The following is a 15,602-nucleotide window of genomic DNA, read 5'->3' as shown; positions in this document are numbered from 1 at the left end:
TGCTAAGGAATATTATTCAAACAAATTATGATGCAGCTTCTGCACGACTTTCTCGGCATCGGCGCCAGGGACCAGGAAGCAGAGGTTATGGCTGGATGCGCCGTAGCAAATCATACGGATATTGAACGGCTCGAGCACGCCAAAGACCTCTTTGCCCACGCCGCAGGCACGGGAAAGATCGTTGCCGATCAACGCCACCAGCGCCAGATCCTGCTCGACTTCCACCCGGCACAGGGAGGAGAGTTCGGTCAGCAGCGCCTGGGTTAACAGGGTATCGGTAGCGGACGTTGAGCCGGTGGTATCCATGGTCAGCGCAATGCTCACTTCAGACGTGGTGATCAGATCCACGGAGATGTTGTGGCGCGCGAGGATCCCGAACACTTCCGCGAGGAAGCCGCGAGAGTGCAGCATATTCAGGCTGTGCAGCGTCAGCAGCGTCTGGCGACGACGCAGGGCCAGCGCCCGGAACAGCGGCGGGTTTTCGGTTTTATTGCACACTAGCGTACCGCCGGCGGTGGGCTCTTTGCTGGAGCCGACAAAGACCGGAATATCGCTGCGTACCGCAGGCAACAGCGTGGCAGGGTGGAGTACTTTTGCGCCGAAGGTGGCCATCTCGGCCGCTTCGGCAAAGGCGATAACGTCAATCCGTTTGGCTGCTGGCGCAACGCGCGGGTCGGTGGTGTAGATGCCCGGGACATCGGTCCAGATATCAACGCGGCTGGCGTTCAGCGCTTCGCCCAGCAGGGCGGCGGTATAGTCGCTGCCACCGCGGCCCAGCGTCGTGGTCCGGCCTTTCGCTTCGCTCCCGATAAAGCCCTGGGTGACCACCAGGCCTTCTGCCAGACGCGGAGTCAGCTGCAGCTGGGTCAGTTCGGCGAGGGCGGCAATATCCGGCTCGGCGCGACCAAAGCGATCGTTGGTACGCATAATTTTACGCACGTCGAACCACTGCGCGGCAATTCCACGCTCGCGGAGGATTTCGACAAACAGCAGGGTAGACATCAGTTCGCCATGGCTCACCAGCTCATCGGTCAGAGCGGTGGAACTTGCCAGCGCGGCGGCTTCCGCCAGGCTGGTGATATTTTCCAGCAGGCGCTCAATCTCTTCGCGAATCACATTGGGATAGCGTAGGCGTTCCAGAATGTTGGATTGGATCTGGCGCAGGGAATCGAGCTTTTCAAAACGCGCGGTGGGTTCCAGCCCTTCAGCCAACGCTACCAGGAGATTAGTCACGCCCGCAGAGGCAGACAACACCACTACGCCCGTGTTTTCATCGAGTCGCGCAACGTCAACGCTGCGATTCATAGCATCGAAATCGGCAACGCTGGTGCCGCCGAATTTGGCTACAACTAAATCTGTCATAACAACCTCGTGTCAGGGGGCCTGACTTATTAAAACGATTCCTGAGTGGGTTTGGGCTGGACTCAAACTTACAGTAATAAAATGTCTTAATAAGCCAGGCCAAATTATTCAGCCATGGCACAAGGGAAGAGCGATAAACAGGGTGGGCGCAGAGCAAAAGACAGCTACGATGTCACCCAGAAGTGCTCCACCTTGTAGACCCGTTCCCCAACGCGTTGCGTTAGTTCCTGAGTATGAAACGCCCGACTGCGAACGTTTCTGGTGACAACCCAGGGGATTCAGCCCCTGTGGCCGGCGAGCAGCGTACCAGACGCTTTTTCACCTCGGCGTTGCTCCCCCTCACGTATTTTCCCCGGACTGGTTCCTCCAATACGGTTACCTGGGCAACGCACCTCTTCTGGCAATTACCGACGTCTTTCACTTTGCCGGGAACGCCAGTGATGGCTCCCCCCGCAATACCCTTTCGCTGTAGCGTGAAATGCGCGAGCAATACATACCTGCAATGATGCAGGCTGTGCAGCTATATAAAGGCTTCAGAGCAGGTATGTCAACGTTGTGGTTATGCGGATTTTTCATGCACCGGTGATTAACAGAAAAAAGCCTTATGATGGCTATACCCAAAATAATTCGAGTTGCTTGTAGGCGGCAAGGCCGTAAATCCCCAGGAGCTTACTCAAGTAAGTGACTGGGGTGAACGGATGCAGCCAACACCCAGGCAACTTGAAGTATGACGGGTATATACTGGTAGAGGCTTTTTACCGCAATTTAACCCTGTTCATGGCGCAGATCATCGGCATAACACAAAAATCATCACAATTTTTTGCCGCCGGCGCTACAATCGATCGCAGTCAAAATTCTCAAATCAGAAGAGTATTGCTAATGAAAAACATCAACCCAACGCAGACCGCTGCCTGGCAGGCATTACAGACCCATTTTGATGCAATGAAAGACGTCACTATCAGCGAGCTTTTCGCCCAGGATAGCGATCGTTTCTCTAAGTTTTCCGCGACGTTCGACGATTTGATGCTGGTGGATTTTTCCAAAAACCGCATCACCGAAGAGACGCTGGCGAAGCTGCAGGATCTGGCCAAAGAGACCGATCTGGCGGGCGCCATCAAATCCATGTTCTCTGGCGAGAAAATCAACCGTACTGAAGACCGTGCGGTGCTGCACGTCGCGCTGCGTAACCGTAGCAATACTCCGATCATTGTTGATGGCAAAGATGTGATGCCGGAAGTGAACGCGGTGCTGGAGAAGATGAAAACCTTCTCCGAAGCCATTATCTCCGGCAGCTGGAAAGGCTATACCGGTAAAGCGATCACCGACGTCGTGAACATCGGCATCGGCGGCTCCGACCTCGGCCCGTTCATGGTGACCGAAGCGCTGCGTCCGTACAAAAACCACCTGAACATGCACTTTGTGTCCAACGTCGATGGCACCCACATTGCGGAAGTGCTGAAAGGCGTGAACCCGGAAACCACGCTGTTCCTGGTGGCTTCTAAAACCTTCACCACCCAGGAAACCATGACCAATGCCCACAGCGCGCGCGACTGGTTCCTGAGCACTGCCGGTGATGAAAAACACGTGGCGAAACACTTCGCGGCGCTGTCGACTAACGGCAAAGCGGTAGGCGAGTTCGGGATCGACACCGCCAACATGTTTGAATTCTGGGATTGGGTTGGCGGTCGCTACTCACTGTGGTCAGCGATTGGTCTGTCCATCATCCTTTCCGTGGGCTTCGATAACTTCGTTGAGCTGCTGTCCGGTGCGCACGCCATGGATAAGCACTTCTCCACCACGGCTCCAGAGAAAAACCTGCCGGTGCTGCTGGCGCTGATCGGTATCTGGTACAACAACTTCTTCGGTGCAGAGACCGAAGCGATTCTGCCGTATGACCAGTATATGCACCGCTTTGCCGCCTACTTCCAGCAGGGCAACATGGAATCCAACGGCAAATACGTTGACCGTAACGGCAACGCCGTGGATTACCAGACTGGCCCGATTATCTGGGGTGAGCCGGGTACCAACGGCCAGCACGCGTTCTACCAGCTGATCCACCAGGGCACCAAAATGGTACCGTGCGATTTCATCGCCCCGGCCATTACCCACAACCCGCTTTCCGATCATCATCCGAAGCTGCTGTCTAACTTCTTCGCGCAGACCGAAGCGCTGGCGTTCGGTAAATCCCGTGAGGTGGTTGAGCAGGAATACCGCGACCAGGGTAAAGATCCGGCGACCCTCGATCACGTGGTGCCGTTCAAAGTGTTTGAAGGCAACCGCCCGACGAACTCCATCCTGCTGCGTGAAATCACGCCGTTCAGCCTGGGCGCGTTGATTGCGCTGTATGAGCACAAGATCTTCACTCAGGGTGCGATTCTGAACATCTTCACCTTTGACCAGTGGGGCGTTGAGCTGGGTAAACAGCTGGCTAACCGTATCCTGCCAGAGCTGAAAGCAGATGACGCAATCAGCAGCCACGACAGCTCCACCAATGGCCTGATCAACCGTTACAAATCCTGGCGCGCCTAATAGCGACAACGGATCTCCATGCCGGCCCACGTGGCCGGCATTTTTGTTATAGCTTCCGCAGCAGCTTTGCCGGATTACCCGCCCACACCCCTTTTTCGGTGATGGATTTTGTCACCACGCTCCCCGCACCTATCACCGCTCCGTCACAAATACTGACCGCCAGAATCGCCGCGCCGCTGCCGATAGCGACATCGTTGCCGATGGTAATACGCCCCCAATTTTCCCGGTTAGCGTCGGGATGCCCGTCGCGAAACATATCGTTGGCAAACATCACGCCGTGGCCGATAAAGCACCGTTCACCGATCGTCACGTACTCGCAGATAAAGGTATGGGACTGGATTTTGCTGTCGGCGCCGATGCGCGTATGGCCCTGAATTTCGACGAACGGGCCGACAAAGACGTTGTCGCCCAGTTCGCAGTCATAGAGGTTGGCGGGCTGGTAGATAGTCACGTTCTCGCCGCTGGTGACGTTGCGGATGCCGGTTTCACGAAGGGTGTGCATAGCGCCTCTCAGAGTGGTTTAGCCAGAAGATGTCAGTGCTCTGCTGGAGGGAATCGATTGTCAGCATGGTCGCGTTCCTGTGTTAACCCGCCAGTGTGACAAGTGATTGTTACATCTGAGATAACTGAGGCAAAAACTTCACGAATAATGTCGATCTCGATCACGCTTTTAAGCTATACAGGTACATAACGTTCCTGAGTAAGAGGTGTGAATATGCCGTCGGTCTATCGTCCGTTGGTGAGCTTTATTGCCACTGCCATGCAGGCGGTGCTGAATCTGGCGCTGCTGTGTCTGGGCGTCATCCTGGTGGTGTTTCTGGGGAAAGAGACCTTTCATCTGGCGCACGTGCTGTTTACCCCGGAGCCGGTCAGCAAGTACAAGCTGGTTGAAGGGCTGGTGGTCTATTTTCTCTATTTCGAGTTTATCGCGCTGATTGTGAAGTACTTTGAATCAGGCTTTCACTTTCCGCTGCGCTACTTCGTCTATATCGGCATCACCGCGATTGTGCGTTTGATTATTGTCGACCATGAGTCGCCGATGGCGGTGCTGATCTATTCCGGCGCGATCCTGATACTGGTGGTTACGCTGTGGTTGTGTAACTCCAACCGGCTGAAACGCGAATAAAAAAAAGCGGCCTCCAGGGCCGCTGACCGACAGTCACAAAATTGAATTTATGTAGGGTCCAGTTGAGGATTGCAGTGGCATTTGCCTTACTTTTTCAGGGGGAGATGGACTGCTGCACCCGGTTGGGGTCGTGTACCGCAGTCCATCCCCTCTGGGGGTAGACAGGCCATGTTTCAGGATAAATAGACCAAGGCAACATACTTCCACGCAATCAGGCAAATTCTTCAGCACTTAAATAGATACAATCAGGATCTTACAGTTCTGTAGGTTGACACGGCAGACCTGAAGCCCAAGCATGAACAGTGTTAGGGAGATCTGTTCAAGGATCAGACTAATATCATGATCACTTGCGACAAAATCAGGAGGTGCAGCCGCAATATTTTTCATAACTTGCCCCAGAGACTGAGTCATAATCCATCTTGAGGCTGCCAGAATGGGATCAACAGGCCGCACACAGGTTCAGCTCTATGGCCCGGCCAGGGATCTTGGTCAGGGTGCCGTCGTCCGCCAGGGCATACAGCGGCTGGGTACCGGAGAACTGACGCAGGGAACTCATGATCACTTTGCTGTCGTCTGGCAGCACGGCGGTCAGCTGGTTCAGGGCGGTACGGTTTTGCGTAATCACACGCAGCGTCGCACGCTCGCCTTCCGGCAGGGCATCAGCCTCTTTTAGGGCCAGTTTCTGCTCGCCGCCGAATTTAAAGGCGTCGGACAGATAGTTTTTGCCACTTTCACCGTCGGTCAGCGCCAGTTTCCACTCATCTCCCGCCGGGTAAAGCGCGAAGTTGTAGGACTTACCGGCCTGGAAGGAGCGGTCCATCAGCACCTGCTGGGCACGTTCAAAGGTCAGTTGGTTGGTGCTGCTGTAGTTGGTGAAAGCGATAGCAATGGTGCAAATCAGTGGGAACAGGACGAACAGCCCCATTCCGGCAAGGCCAGGGTAGACATAACGCCAGGCGTAGGCCTTACGGTTGGTGAAAATATACAGGCCAGCAGAGCTTAAAATCAGCGTCAGTATGGCAAACAGGTACTCCCCCTGGGCATACATCAAAACGATAAGGTAACCCACCAGCAGGCACAGCAAGCCAATCACAGACCATGTCAGCTGCGGGCTTTGCCACCAGTGTTTCTTTTTCACGACATCCATGGGGATCATCCTCTTTACACTTTATCCTTCGCGCTACCTCGTTGTTGGCTGCGGATGCGCTCCCCAGTCACTTACTCATGTAAGCTCCTGGGGATTTGCATCCTTACCGCCGCGATGTAGCGCGAAGGGTTTCGTGTAACAACGTATTCAATAAACCGTATTTCCTAAGAAATAAGGGAAACCGTATTACTTGGTGATACGAGACTGTGCATCTTTCAGCGCGGCATCGACAGTCTGACGACCGCTAGCTGCGTTGATAACGGCAGTGCGTACGGCATACCAGAAGGCGGACATCTGCGGGATGTTCGGCATGATTTCGCCTTTCTGGGCGTTCGCCATGGTGGCAGCGATACGCGGATCTTTTTCCAGTTTTTCCTGGAAGGATTTCAGTGCTACTGCGCCCAGCGGTTTGTCCTTGTTCACTTCATCCAGACCCTGGTCGGTCAGCAGGTAGTTTTCGAGGAATTCTTTCGCCAGCTCTTTGTTCGGGCTAGCGGCGTTGATACCGGCGCTCAGTACGCCAACGAACGGTTTAGACGGTTTGCCTTTGAAGGTTGGCAGCAGAGTGACGCCGTAGTTAACCTTGCTCTTATCGATGTTCGACCACGCCCACGGACCGTTGATGGTCATCGCGGTATCGCCTTTGTTAAAGGCCGCTTCAGCGATGGAGTAATCGGTATCGGCGTTCATGTGTTTGTTCTTGATGAGGTCAACCAGGAAGGTCAGACCGGCTTTCGCACCTGCGCTGTCCACGCCGACGTTTTTGACGTCATATTTGCCGTTTTCAAATTTGAACGCATAACCACCGTCAGCAGCAATCAGCGGCCAGGTGAAGTACGGTTCTTGCAGGTTGAACATCAGCGCGCTCTTACCTTTCGCTTTCAGTTCTTTATCAAGAGCCGGAATTTCTTCCCAGGTTTTCGGTGGGTTCGGGACCAGATCTTTGTTGTAAATCAGCGACAGCGCTTCAACCGCGATTGGGTAAGCGATCAGTTTGCCGTTATAGCGAACGGCGTCCCAGGTGAACGGATAGAGTTTGTCCTGGAAAGCTTTGTCCGGGGAGATCTCAGCCAGCAGGCCGGATTGTGCATAGCCACCGAAGCGGTCGTGTGCCCAGAAGATGATATCCGGGCCGTCACCGGTCGCGGCAACCTGCGGGAATTTCTCTTCCAGCTTATCCGGGTGTTCGATGGAAACCTTGATGCCGGTGTCTTTCTCAAACTTCTTACCCACTTCGGCGAGACCGTTATAGCCTTTATCGCCGTTAATCCAGATAACCAGCTTACCTTCTTCAATTTTGGCGAGGGCAGAGGCGGAAAACATCATCGTCGTCAATGCAGACAATGCGAGGATGCGAGCGCCGGTTTTGATTTTCATATACCAGTCCTTTTTGGTGATGTGCTCGTGGATACACTTAGGTGGCTTAACGGTGATGAGTTTCCTTTTTTAACAACCCCTTTCCATCCTCCCTATGTCTACGCCCCACCCGCGGTTTGTGTGATCTGGCTTGCAGAAATGCCAGTAATGGGTCCTGGAGCACATAAAAACACGGCCATTTTTGCAACCTTCATCACGAAAATGACTTTGCCCGGCCCACCCTTGCCGTGAGGGGTAATCTCTCATCCTCCCGCCTCCTCCCCCATAAAAAAGGCAGGGGTGGAGGATTCACCCAATTAATGAATGCCGCATAGTCAACCCATCTTGAATATGTCGTTTAGTGACAGGTTGTAACGAAGGGAGATGGGGATGGCGAGCGTACAGCTGCGAAATATAACGAAAGCCTGGGGTGACGTGGTGGTGTCGAAAGATATCAATCTCGACATCCAGGAAGGGGAGTTCGTGGTGTTTGTCGGGCCATCGGGCTGCGGCAAATCCACTCTGCTGCGTATGATTGCCGGGCTGGAAACCATAACCAGCGGTGATTTGTTTATCGGCGATACGCGAATGAACGACATCCCGCCCGCTGAACGCGGTATCGGAATGGTGTTCCAGTCCTATGCGCTTTACCCCCATCTTTCCGTCGCGGAAAACATGTCTTTCGGCCTGAAGCTGGCCGGTGCCAAAAAAGATCTGATTAATCAACGAGTGACTCAGGTGGCGGAAGTGCTGCAGCTGGCGCATCTGCTGGAGCGTAAGCCAAAAGCGTTATCCGGTGGCCAGCGTCAGCGTGTGGCGATCGGCCGTACCCTGGTCGCCGAGCCGCGCGTATTCCTGCTCGACGAACCGCTCTCTAACCTTGATGCCGCACTGCGTGTGCAGATGCGTATCGAAATTTCCCGTCTGCACAAGCGCCTTGAGCGCACGATGATTTACGTTACCCACGATCAGGTCGAAGCGATGACCCTCGCCGACAAGATTGTGGTGCTGGATGCCGGTCGCGTCGCCCAGGTCGGGAAACCGCTGGAGCTGTATCACTACCCGGCCGATCGCTTTGTTGCGGGCTTTATTGGTTCGCCAAAGATGAACTTCCTGCCGGTGAAAGTCACCGCCACCGCCATTGAACAGGTTCAGGTAGAACTGCCGAACCGCCAGCAAGTCTGGTTACCGGTGGACAGCGCCCACGTACAGGTTGGCGCGAATATGTCCTTGGGTATCCGTCCGGAACATCTGTTGCCCAGCGATATCGCCGACGTGACCCTCGAAGGGGTGGTCCAGGTGGTTGAGCAGCTTGGTCACGAAACACAAATTCATATCCAGATCCCCGCCATCCGTCAGAACCTGGTGTACCGCCAGAATGACGTGGTGTTGGTAAAAGAGGGAGCCACATTCGCTATCGGTTTGCCACCAGAGCGCTGCCATTTATTCCGTGAGGATGGTACGGCGTGTCGTCGGTTGCATAAAGAGCCGGGCGTGTAAGGCTTCCCATTAAAAAAAAGCACGAACCCAGAACGTTGCCACCAGGCGGCATCACGATGGGCAAAGTGTTCAAAGAAAAGCAATGATCTCAGGAGATAGAATGATGATTACTCTGCGCAAACTTCCACTGGCGGTAGCCGTCGCAGCAGGCGTTATGTCTGCTCAGGCGCTGGCTGTCGATTTCCACGGTTATGCTCGTTCTGGTATCGGCTGGACCGGTAGCGGCGGCGAACAGCAGTGCTTCCAGGCAACCGGTGCTCAAAGTAAATACCGTCTGGGTAACGAATGTGAAACCTATGCGGAATTAAAACTGGGCCAGGAAGTATGGAAAGAAGGTGATAAGAGCTTCTACTTCGATACTAACGTTGCCTACTCCGTATCGCAGCAAAACGACTGGGAATCCACCAGCCCGGCATTCCGTGAAGCCAACGTGCAGGGTAAAAACCTGATCGAATGGCTGCCAGGTTCCACCATCTGGGCCGGTAAGCGCTTCTACCAGCGTCATGACGTTCACATGATCGACTTCTACTACTGGGATATCTCTGGTCCTGGTGCGGGTATCGAAAACATCGATCTGGGCTTCGGTAAACTCTCTCTGGCAGCAACCCGTTCTTCTGAATCCGGTGGCTCCGCGACCTTCGCTGACCGTGACGCGCAGGGTAACCGTATTTACGACAATATCGTCCCGAACGACGTCTTCGACGTCCGTTTAGCCGGTATGGAAATCAACCCAGGCGGTACTCTGGAGCTGGGTGTTGACTACGGTCACACCAACATTCCAGACGACTACTACCTGCAGCCGGACGCCTCGAAAGATGGCTGGATGCTGACTGCTGAACACACGCAGAGCATGCTGAAAGGCTACAACAAGTTTGTACTGCAGTACGCAACTGACGCCATGACCTCCAACGGTAAAGGCATTCCGCAGGGCGGCAGCATCGATAACGATGGCTCCATGTGGCGTGTGCTGGACCACGGTGCGATCTCCCTGGCTGACGATTGGGATCTGATGTACGTCGGTATGTATCAGGATATCGACCGCGACAACAACAACGGTACCCAGTGGTGGACCGTCGGCGTACGTCCTATGTACAAATGGACACCGATCATGAGCACCCTGATGGAAGTCGGCTACGACAACGTTAAATCTCAGCGTACCGGCGATCGTAACAGCCAGTACAAAATTACCCTGGCGCAACAGTGGCAGGCAGGCGACAGCATCTGGTCCCGTCCGGCTATCCGTCTGTTCGCAACCTACGCTAAGTGGGATGAGAAATGGGGTTATGACAACGGTGTAGCGTACAACGACACCAGCGCCAAAACCTTCAGCCGTGGCGACAGCGACGAGTGGACCTTCGGTGCCCAGATGGAAATCTGGTGGTAATCGAAACCAACCTGTAGTGACCAAAAGAGGGGCGTAAGCCCCTCTGTTTTCGGCCCAGCGGGCTATTGCCTGGCTACCGCTCGGCCATCGGAATTGAGGTGATAACAATGAAAATGAAGAAAAGTCTCGTTGCCCTCTGCCTGTCCGCCGGCCTGCTTGCCAGCGTACCCGCAGTCAGTTTTGCTGATGTCAATTTCGTGCCGCAGAACACCTCTGCAGCGCCGTCGATCCCGGCCTCCGCGTTACAGCAGTTAACCTGGACCCCGGTCGATCAATCTAAAACACAAACCACCAAGCTCGCCATTGCCGGCCAGCCGCTGAATGTCCCTGGTATTTCCGGCCCGGTTGCTGCCTATAGCGTTCCGGCGAATATCGGTGAACTGAATATTACGTTAACCAGCGAAGTGAATAAGCAAACCAGCGTGTTTGCACCGAACGTCCTGATTCTTGACCAGAATTTAACCCCATCGGCATTCTTTCCCAGCAGCTACTTCACCTATCTTGAACCGGGTGTCATGAGCTCCGACCGTCTGGAAGGCGTGATGCGCCTGACGCCGGCGCTGGGACAACAGAAAATTTATGTGCTGGTCTTTACCACCCCGCAGGACCTGCAGCAAACCACCAAATTAATCGATCCGGCGAAAGCCTACGCTAAAGGTACCGGCAATGCGGTACCGGATATTCCGGATCCGATCGCCAGACACGTCACTGACGGTACCGTCAGCCTGAAGGTGAAAACCTCCTCTGGCTCCAGCGTGCTGGTTGGGCCGCTGTTTGGTTCCTCTGGCCCAGGCCCGGTGACCGTAGGAAATACGGCGGCGCCGGTCTATAGCGCTCCGGCAGCCGCACCAGCGGTAGCGCCGGTGGTTGCGCCAGTTGCTGCACCAGCCGCGAAGAGCGAACCGATGCTGGACGACACCGAAACTTACTTTAACAACGGCATCAAACAGGCTGTTGCGAAAGGTGATATCGATAAAGCCCTCAAATTGATGAACGAAGCCGAGCGTCTTGGCTCGAAATCAGCGCGTTCCACCTTTATCAGCAGTGTAAAAGGCAAGGGGTGATCGTCTCCCCACAATGCTGATGTTTAGGCACAGCCTTTAGGTGCGCCCGCCTGGGCGCACCTTTTTTTATCGCGTAGTGGCTGCTGTTGCATGGCTGTTACGCCGATGATCGTATCTTGACGCTTTGCCCGCCCCGAATGCCCTATTCTGCGATACAATGCGGCTACGTTCTGTAACGGAGAATCAGGCATGTCACATCCTGCGCTTACGCAATTGCGTGCGTTGCGCTATTTTGCCGCTATGCCCCCGCTGGAACCGCACCTGCGCGACTGGCTGCTGCTGGAAGACTCAATGACCAAACGTTTTGAGCAGCAGGGGAAAAAAGTCAGCGTGAGCATGGTGAACGAAGGTTTCGTCGGGCGTGAGGCGCTGGTGGGTGAAGAGACGCTGCTGCCCGATGAGGCGCGCTACTGGCTGCGGGAAATTATCCTTTGTGCCGATGGCGAACCCTGGCTTGCCGGGCGGACCATTGTGCCCGAGTCGACGCTGTGCGGCCCCGAGCTGGCCTTACAGCAACTCGGCCAGACGCCGCTGGGGCGTTATTTGTTCACATCATCGACATTAACTCGTGATTTTATTGAAATTGGGCGTTATGCAGAGCTATGGGGGCGTCGTTCCCGCCTGCGTCTGAGCGGCAAACCGCTGCTGCTGACCGAGCTTTTTCTGCCGGCGTCGCCGTTGTATTAAGAGGAAGAGAAAATGGAGAGGAGTCTGACGCAGAACAAGCTGTTGGCGTTTCATCGCCTGATGCGTACTGACAAACCGATTGGCGCGCTGCTGCTGCTGTGGCCGACGCTGTGGGCCCTGTGGGTCGCCACGCCGGGGATCCCGCCCTTATGGATCCTGGCCGTTTTTGTTGCCGGCGTCTGGCTGATGCGCGCCGCTGGCTGCGTGGTAAACGACTATGCCGACCGCAAATTTGATGGCCACGTAAAGCGCACCGCCCACCGCCCGCTGCCCAGCGGCGATGTCTCGGAAAAAGAGGCCCGGATACTGTTTGCGGTGCTGGTGCTGCTGTCATTTCTGCTGGTACTGACCTTAAACACCATGACCATTCTGCTGTCGGTGGCTGGGCTGGCGCTGGCGTGGGTATATCCGTTTATGAAACGCTACACCCATCTGCCGCAGGTGGTGCTGGGGGCGGCGTTCGGCTGGTCCATTCCGATGGCCTTCTCGGCGGTCAGCGAGGCGTTGCCGCTGAGCTGCTGGCTGATGTTCCTCGCCAATATCCTGTGGGCCGTGGCTTATGACACCCAGTACGCGATGGTCGACAGGGACGATGACCTCAAAATCGGCATCAAATCGACGGCGATTCTGTTTGGTGAACATGACCGCCTGATTATCGGTATTTTGCAGATTGGCGTGCTGGTATTGATGGCCGCTGTCGGCTGGCTGAACGGGCTGCAGTGGGAGTTTTACTGGTCGCTGTTTATCGCAGCAGGGCTGTTTTTCTGGCAGCAGAAGCTGATTGCCCGGCGCGAACGCGACGGCTGCTTCAAAGCGTTTCTGAACAATAACTATGTTGGGCTGGTGCTGTTTCTTGGGCTGGCGATGAGCTATCTGGCATAGGCTGGCATAGGATATTCCCGGCTGGTGCGACGCGGTAGCGCCAGCCGGGAAGAGAACATCCACGCTTAATCGTTACGCATCATCCTGGGTAACGCTTTCAATCGTCAAACGCACGTCCGACGTGATCAGCGCTGCCAGCATCTGGTAGACCTTCAGCGTTTCTTCCGGCTCGGCATCGCCGGTATCACTGATATAGCCTTCGTCACGCAGCGTCAGCACGAGCGTGCTGAATACCGCTTTATCGAAGAACTCCGGTGCGTTGATACCGTGCAGAACCGACAGACGTTGCGCTACGGTCCGGCTCTCTTTCTCCAGCGAACTGCGGTTGATCGACGGGTTCGCGCTCAGCAGCCAGAAGGTAATGGCATAACGCTGGAGCGTTTCACGCGCGCCTGCGGCCAGCAGCTGCAGGGAACGAGAATGAGACGGGTTGATACTGATCTCATCGTCTTTCAGGACAATCAGCCCCTGACGCTGCATTTCCGCCGTCAGCGCATCAAGCACGCCCGCCAGCTCGGATTTCTCCCAGCGCAGGAACAGCTCGGCCTTCAGCAGCGGATAGAACATCTCAACATGACGCAGCACTTCCGCACGGCTAATACGACGATGCTGAGTGATAATCGCCGCCAGCAGCGACGGCAGCATCAGCATATGCGCGATGTTGTTGCGGTAGTAAGTCATCAGCACCGCCTGCTCGCGCGGCAGAATGATGATGTCGCCGATGGTGTCTTTCTCGACTTCGAACTTGTTCATTTTCAGCGCGTGGTCGATAAGCTCGCTGGCGGTAGCCGCCGGCGTGGTCGCGTCCGGGGAGTACGGGACGTTACGCAGCAGATCGAGGTAGCATTCCAGCTGTTGCGTCAGCTGTTCGCGGGTCAGTGAACGCTGACGAGAGGCCAGCAACGCGGTGCAGCACAGGTTCATGGCGTTCGCCGCGCCGGCGTTGTTGATGCGTACCATCAGATCGGAGGCAATGTTGTTCACCGTCGGCGTCAGCCACGATGGGCGTACCGCCTCAATCGGGTCGATGGATTCGCGCCATTCCGGAACGTGCTGGTTCAGGTAGGTCATCAGCGGCAGCGGTTCACCGAAGTTCACATAGCCCTGACCGAGGTTACGCAGCTTGCTCAGACCACGGAGCATCTGTGGCAGACTCTCTTTTTCTTTGGTCGCGCCGCGCAGCTCTTTGGCGTAGGTTCCCACTTCCATGACGTGCTCGTAGCCGATGTAGATCGGTACCAGCGTAATCGGACGAGTCCCACCGCGCAGCATCGCCTGGATGGTCATCGACAGGGTGCCGGTTTTCGGATCCAGCAGACGGCCGGTACGGGAACGCCCGCCCTCCACGAAGTACTCAACCGAGTAACCACGGCTGAACAGCTCGCCGAGATATTCGCGGAACACCGTGGAATAGAGCTTATTGCCCTTAAAGGTACGGCGAATAAAGAAAGCGCCACCACGACGGAAAATCGGGCCTGCTGGCCAGAAGTTCAGGTTGATACCGGCGGCGATGTGCGGCGGAACCAGACCCTGGTGATACAGCACGTAGGAGAGCAGCAGGTAGTCCATATGGCTACGGTGGCACGGCACGTAGACAATTTCGTGACCTTCATGCGCCAGCTGACGCACGCGCTCGGCGTTATGGACATTGATCCCCTGATACAGGCGGTTCCAGGTAAACCCGAGCACGCGGTCGGTCAGGCGAATCATCTCGTAGGAGAAGTTAGCCGCGATCTCTTCCATCAGCGCGACGGCGTTCTGCTGCGCTTTCTCGTGGGAGATTTTCTTGCTGCGGGCTTCATCTTCCACCGCGCGGGCGATGGCTTTTGAGGCCAGCAGCTTGTTGAACAGGTCCTGACGCGCGGGCAGGCGCGGGCCGACGGCCGCCAGACGCTGACGGGCGAAGTGCATACGCGCGACACGTGCCAGTTTCTGGGCGATAATTTTATCGGTACCGTGCTCGGTAGCCATTCTGCGCAGCGACACCGGCGGGGAGAAGCGGACAAAGCTGTCACGTCCCAGCCACAGCACGGCGAAGAACTTCTGAATGCCGTTGAGCATGCGCAGCGGCGGGTTCACTTCGCCTTTCTCACGTCCTGGCGCGCGGCCGAACATCACCGACACCGGCACCATTTGCACGTCCAGGTCAGGATGGTTACGGTGCAGATCCAGGTAGTCGTGGAACAGCTTGATGGACTCTTCTTTCGGCGTGTAATAGGTGAATACACGCGGGCCGCCGTGGATGAAGACGTAGCGCGGCAGCAGAGCGCCGTCGATTTCCAGCGGTTCGAGCGGGTCAGGTAAATCATGCTCGAGGCACTGGGCACGCAGCGTCAGCAGGTCTGCCTTCGAGTTATAAGGCAGGACATACATAATAGGACGCGAGGTATCCAGCCCTAATTCCTGAGCAGGTTCTGCGGGAATAGACTTGCTTTTTACCAGCACCCGTAATGGTAAATTCAGTAATTTATAGTAAATTCGTTGCCAGCCGGACATAAACGATGTGAAGCCTCTGGTTAATCATGCAAATGCGCGGCAAGAATAACAGAAAGCGCGCAAAATTTC

Annotated in this window: 12 protein-coding genes, 1 pseudogene and 1 riboswitch; of the genes and pseudogenes, 7 read left to right on the top strand and 6 right to left on the bottom strand. The window is 55.5% G+C overall.

Annotated elements, in window-relative coordinates; genetic code table 11:
- Positions 1-12 precede the first annotated feature (12 nt).
- Positions 13-1,362 (bottom strand): lysine-sensitive aspartokinase 3, encoded by a 1,350-nt coding sequence (gene lysC / locus HF679_RS16980; RefSeq protein ID WP_123757725.1) that lies wholly within the window; start codon positions 1,360-1,362, stop codon positions 13-15.
- 172 nt (positions 1,363-1,534) lie between these two features.
- Positions 1,535-1,767: riboswitch (Lysine riboswitch) on the bottom strand.
- Positions 1,768-2,241: 474 nt separating this feature from the next.
- Here lysC and pgi point away from each other — a divergent pair.
- Entirely contained in the window at positions 2,242-3,891 is a 1,650-nt protein-coding gene (gene pgi / locus HF679_RS16975; protein ID WP_123757726.1) for a glucose-6-phosphate isomerase, read from the top strand.
- Between the two features lie 46 nt (positions 3,892-3,937).
- Here pgi and HF679_RS16970 read toward each other — a convergent pair whose 3' ends face one another.
- A complete protein-coding gene (locus HF679_RS16970) occupies positions 3,938-4,393 on the bottom strand; it encodes an acyltransferase (protein WP_123757727.1) in 456 nt (151 codons plus the stop codon).
- A 213-nt stretch (positions 4,394-4,606) separates the two neighbouring features.
- On the opposite strand from HF679_RS16970, the gene psiE reads away from it, so the two are divergent.
- Positions 4,607-5,017 carry a phosphate-starvation-inducible protein PsiE gene (psiE, locus tag HF679_RS16965; protein WP_123757728.1) on the top strand — a complete coding sequence of 137 codons (411 nt, stop codon included), beginning with the start codon at positions 4,607-4,609 and terminating at the stop codon, positions 5,015-5,017.
- Positions 5,018-5,248: 231 nt separating this feature from the next.
- On the opposite strand, the gene HF679_RS16960 is transcribed toward psiE, so the two are convergent.
- The 3 genes and pseudogenes from HF679_RS16960 to malE form a co-directional block, all read right to left on the bottom strand.
- The gene (locus tag HF679_RS16960; RefSeq protein WP_187042243.1) at positions 5,249-5,404 is read right to left on the bottom strand and encodes a hypothetical protein; all 156 of its coding nucleotides are present in this window, start codon (positions 5,402-5,404) and stop codon (positions 5,249-5,251) included.
- 100 nt (positions 5,405-5,504) lie between these two features.
- Positions 5,505-6,164: pseudogene (malF, locus tag HF679_RS16955) on the bottom strand (maltose ABC transporter permease MalF); the annotation flags it as partial.
- Positions 6,165-6,350: 186 nt separating this feature from the next.
- Entirely contained in the window at positions 6,351-7,541 is a 1,191-nt protein-coding gene (gene malE, locus HF679_RS16950) for a maltose/maltodextrin ABC transporter substrate-binding protein MalE (RefSeq protein ID WP_123757731.1), read from the bottom strand.
- 369 nt (positions 7,542-7,910) lie between these two features.
- Between malE and malK the strand changes: the two genes are divergently transcribed.
- The 5 genes from malK to ubiA all read left to right on the top strand — a co-directional run bounded on the left by malK (position 7,911) and on the right by ubiA (position 13,037).
- Positions 7,911-9,020: a maltose/maltodextrin ABC transporter ATP-binding protein MalK gene (gene malK / locus HF679_RS16945; protein ID WP_123757732.1), complete on the top strand. Its 1,110-nt coding sequence runs from the start codon at positions 7,911-7,913 to the stop codon at positions 9,018-9,020.
- Positions 9,021-9,120: 100 nt separating this feature from the next.
- Positions 9,121-10,404, top strand: coding sequence for a maltoporin (locus HF679_RS16940; protein WP_123757733.1), 1,284 nt, complete (start codon positions 9,121-9,123; stop codon positions 10,402-10,404).
- A 107-nt stretch (positions 10,405-10,511) separates the two neighbouring features.
- Positions 10,512-11,468 (top strand): maltose operon protein MalM, encoded by a 957-nt coding sequence (malM, locus tag HF679_RS16935; RefSeq protein WP_123757734.1) that lies wholly within the window; start codon positions 10,512-10,514, stop codon positions 11,466-11,468.
- Positions 11,469-11,657: 189 nt separating this feature from the next.
- Positions 11,658-12,155: a chorismate lyase gene (ubiC, locus tag HF679_RS16930; protein ID WP_123757735.1), complete on the top strand. Its 498-nt coding sequence runs from the start codon at positions 11,658-11,660 to the stop codon at positions 12,153-12,155.
- A 12-nt stretch (positions 12,156-12,167) separates the two neighbouring features.
- Entirely contained in the window at positions 12,168-13,037 is an 870-nt protein-coding gene (gene ubiA, locus HF679_RS16925; RefSeq protein WP_123757736.1) for a 4-hydroxybenzoate octaprenyltransferase, read from the top strand.
- A 72-nt stretch (positions 13,038-13,109) separates the two neighbouring features.
- Here ubiA and plsB read toward each other — a convergent pair whose 3' ends face one another.
- Complete coding sequence (gene plsB / locus HF679_RS16920) at positions 13,110-15,533, bottom strand: glycerol-3-phosphate 1-O-acyltransferase PlsB (protein ID WP_123757737.1); 2,424 nt, start codon at positions 15,531-15,533, stop codon at positions 13,110-13,112.
- Between the last annotated feature and the right edge of the window lie 69 nt (positions 15,534-15,602).

Origin of the sequence: Enterobacter sp. JUb54 (assembly GCF_014298075.1) — a bacterium.
In the GTDB taxonomy this organism is placed as follows: Bacteria; Pseudomonadota; Gammaproteobacteria; order Enterobacterales; family Enterobacteriaceae; genus Klebsiella; species Klebsiella lignicola.
Note: the sequence above shows the minus strand (reverse complement) of the source record. Positions and strands in the feature narration are given on the sequence as shown.

Excerpts from the sequence above, each read along its gene's own strand:
- ubiC (WP_123757735.1), top strand. The coding sequence starts at position 11,658 with ATGTCACATCCTGCGCTTACGCAATTGCGTGCGTTGCGCTATTTTGCC.
- plsB (WP_123757737.1), bottom strand. The coding sequence starts at position 15,533 with ATGTCCGGCTGGCAACGAATTTACTATAAATTACTGAATTTACCATTA.
- malK (WP_123757732.1), top strand. The coding sequence starts at position 7,911 with ATGGCGAGCGTACAGCTGCGAAATATAACGAAAGCCTGGGGTGACGTG.
- malM (WP_123757734.1), top strand. The coding sequence starts at position 10,512 with ATGAAAATGAAGAAAAGTCTCGTTGCCCTCTGCCTGTCCGCCGGCCTG.
- HF679_RS16960 (WP_187042243.1), bottom strand. The coding sequence starts at position 5,404 with ATGAAAAATATTGCGGCTGCACCTCCTGATTTTGTCGCAAGTGATCAT.
- ubiA (WP_123757736.1), top strand. The coding sequence starts at position 12,168 with ATGGAGAGGAGTCTGACGCAGAACAAGCTGTTGGCGTTTCATCGCCTG.
- HF679_RS16940 (WP_123757733.1), top strand. The coding sequence starts at position 9,121 with ATGATGATTACTCTGCGCAAACTTCCACTGGCGGTAGCCGTCGCAGCA.
- HF679_RS16970 (WP_123757727.1), bottom strand. The coding sequence starts at position 4,393 with ATGCACACCCTTCGTGAAACCGGCATCCGCAACGTCACCAGCGGCGAG.
- malE (WP_123757731.1), bottom strand. The coding sequence starts at position 7,541 with ATGAAAATCAAAACCGGCGCTCGCATCCTCGCATTGTCTGCATTGACG.
- psiE (WP_123757728.1), top strand. The coding sequence starts at position 4,607 with ATGCCGTCGGTCTATCGTCCGTTGGTGAGCTTTATTGCCACTGCCATG.
- pgi (WP_123757726.1), top strand. The coding sequence starts at position 2,242 with ATGAAAAACATCAACCCAACGCAGACCGCTGCCTGGCAGGCATTACAG.
- lysC (WP_123757725.1), bottom strand. The coding sequence starts at position 1,362 with ATGACAGATTTAGTTGTAGCCAAATTCGGCGGCACCAGCGTTGCCGAT.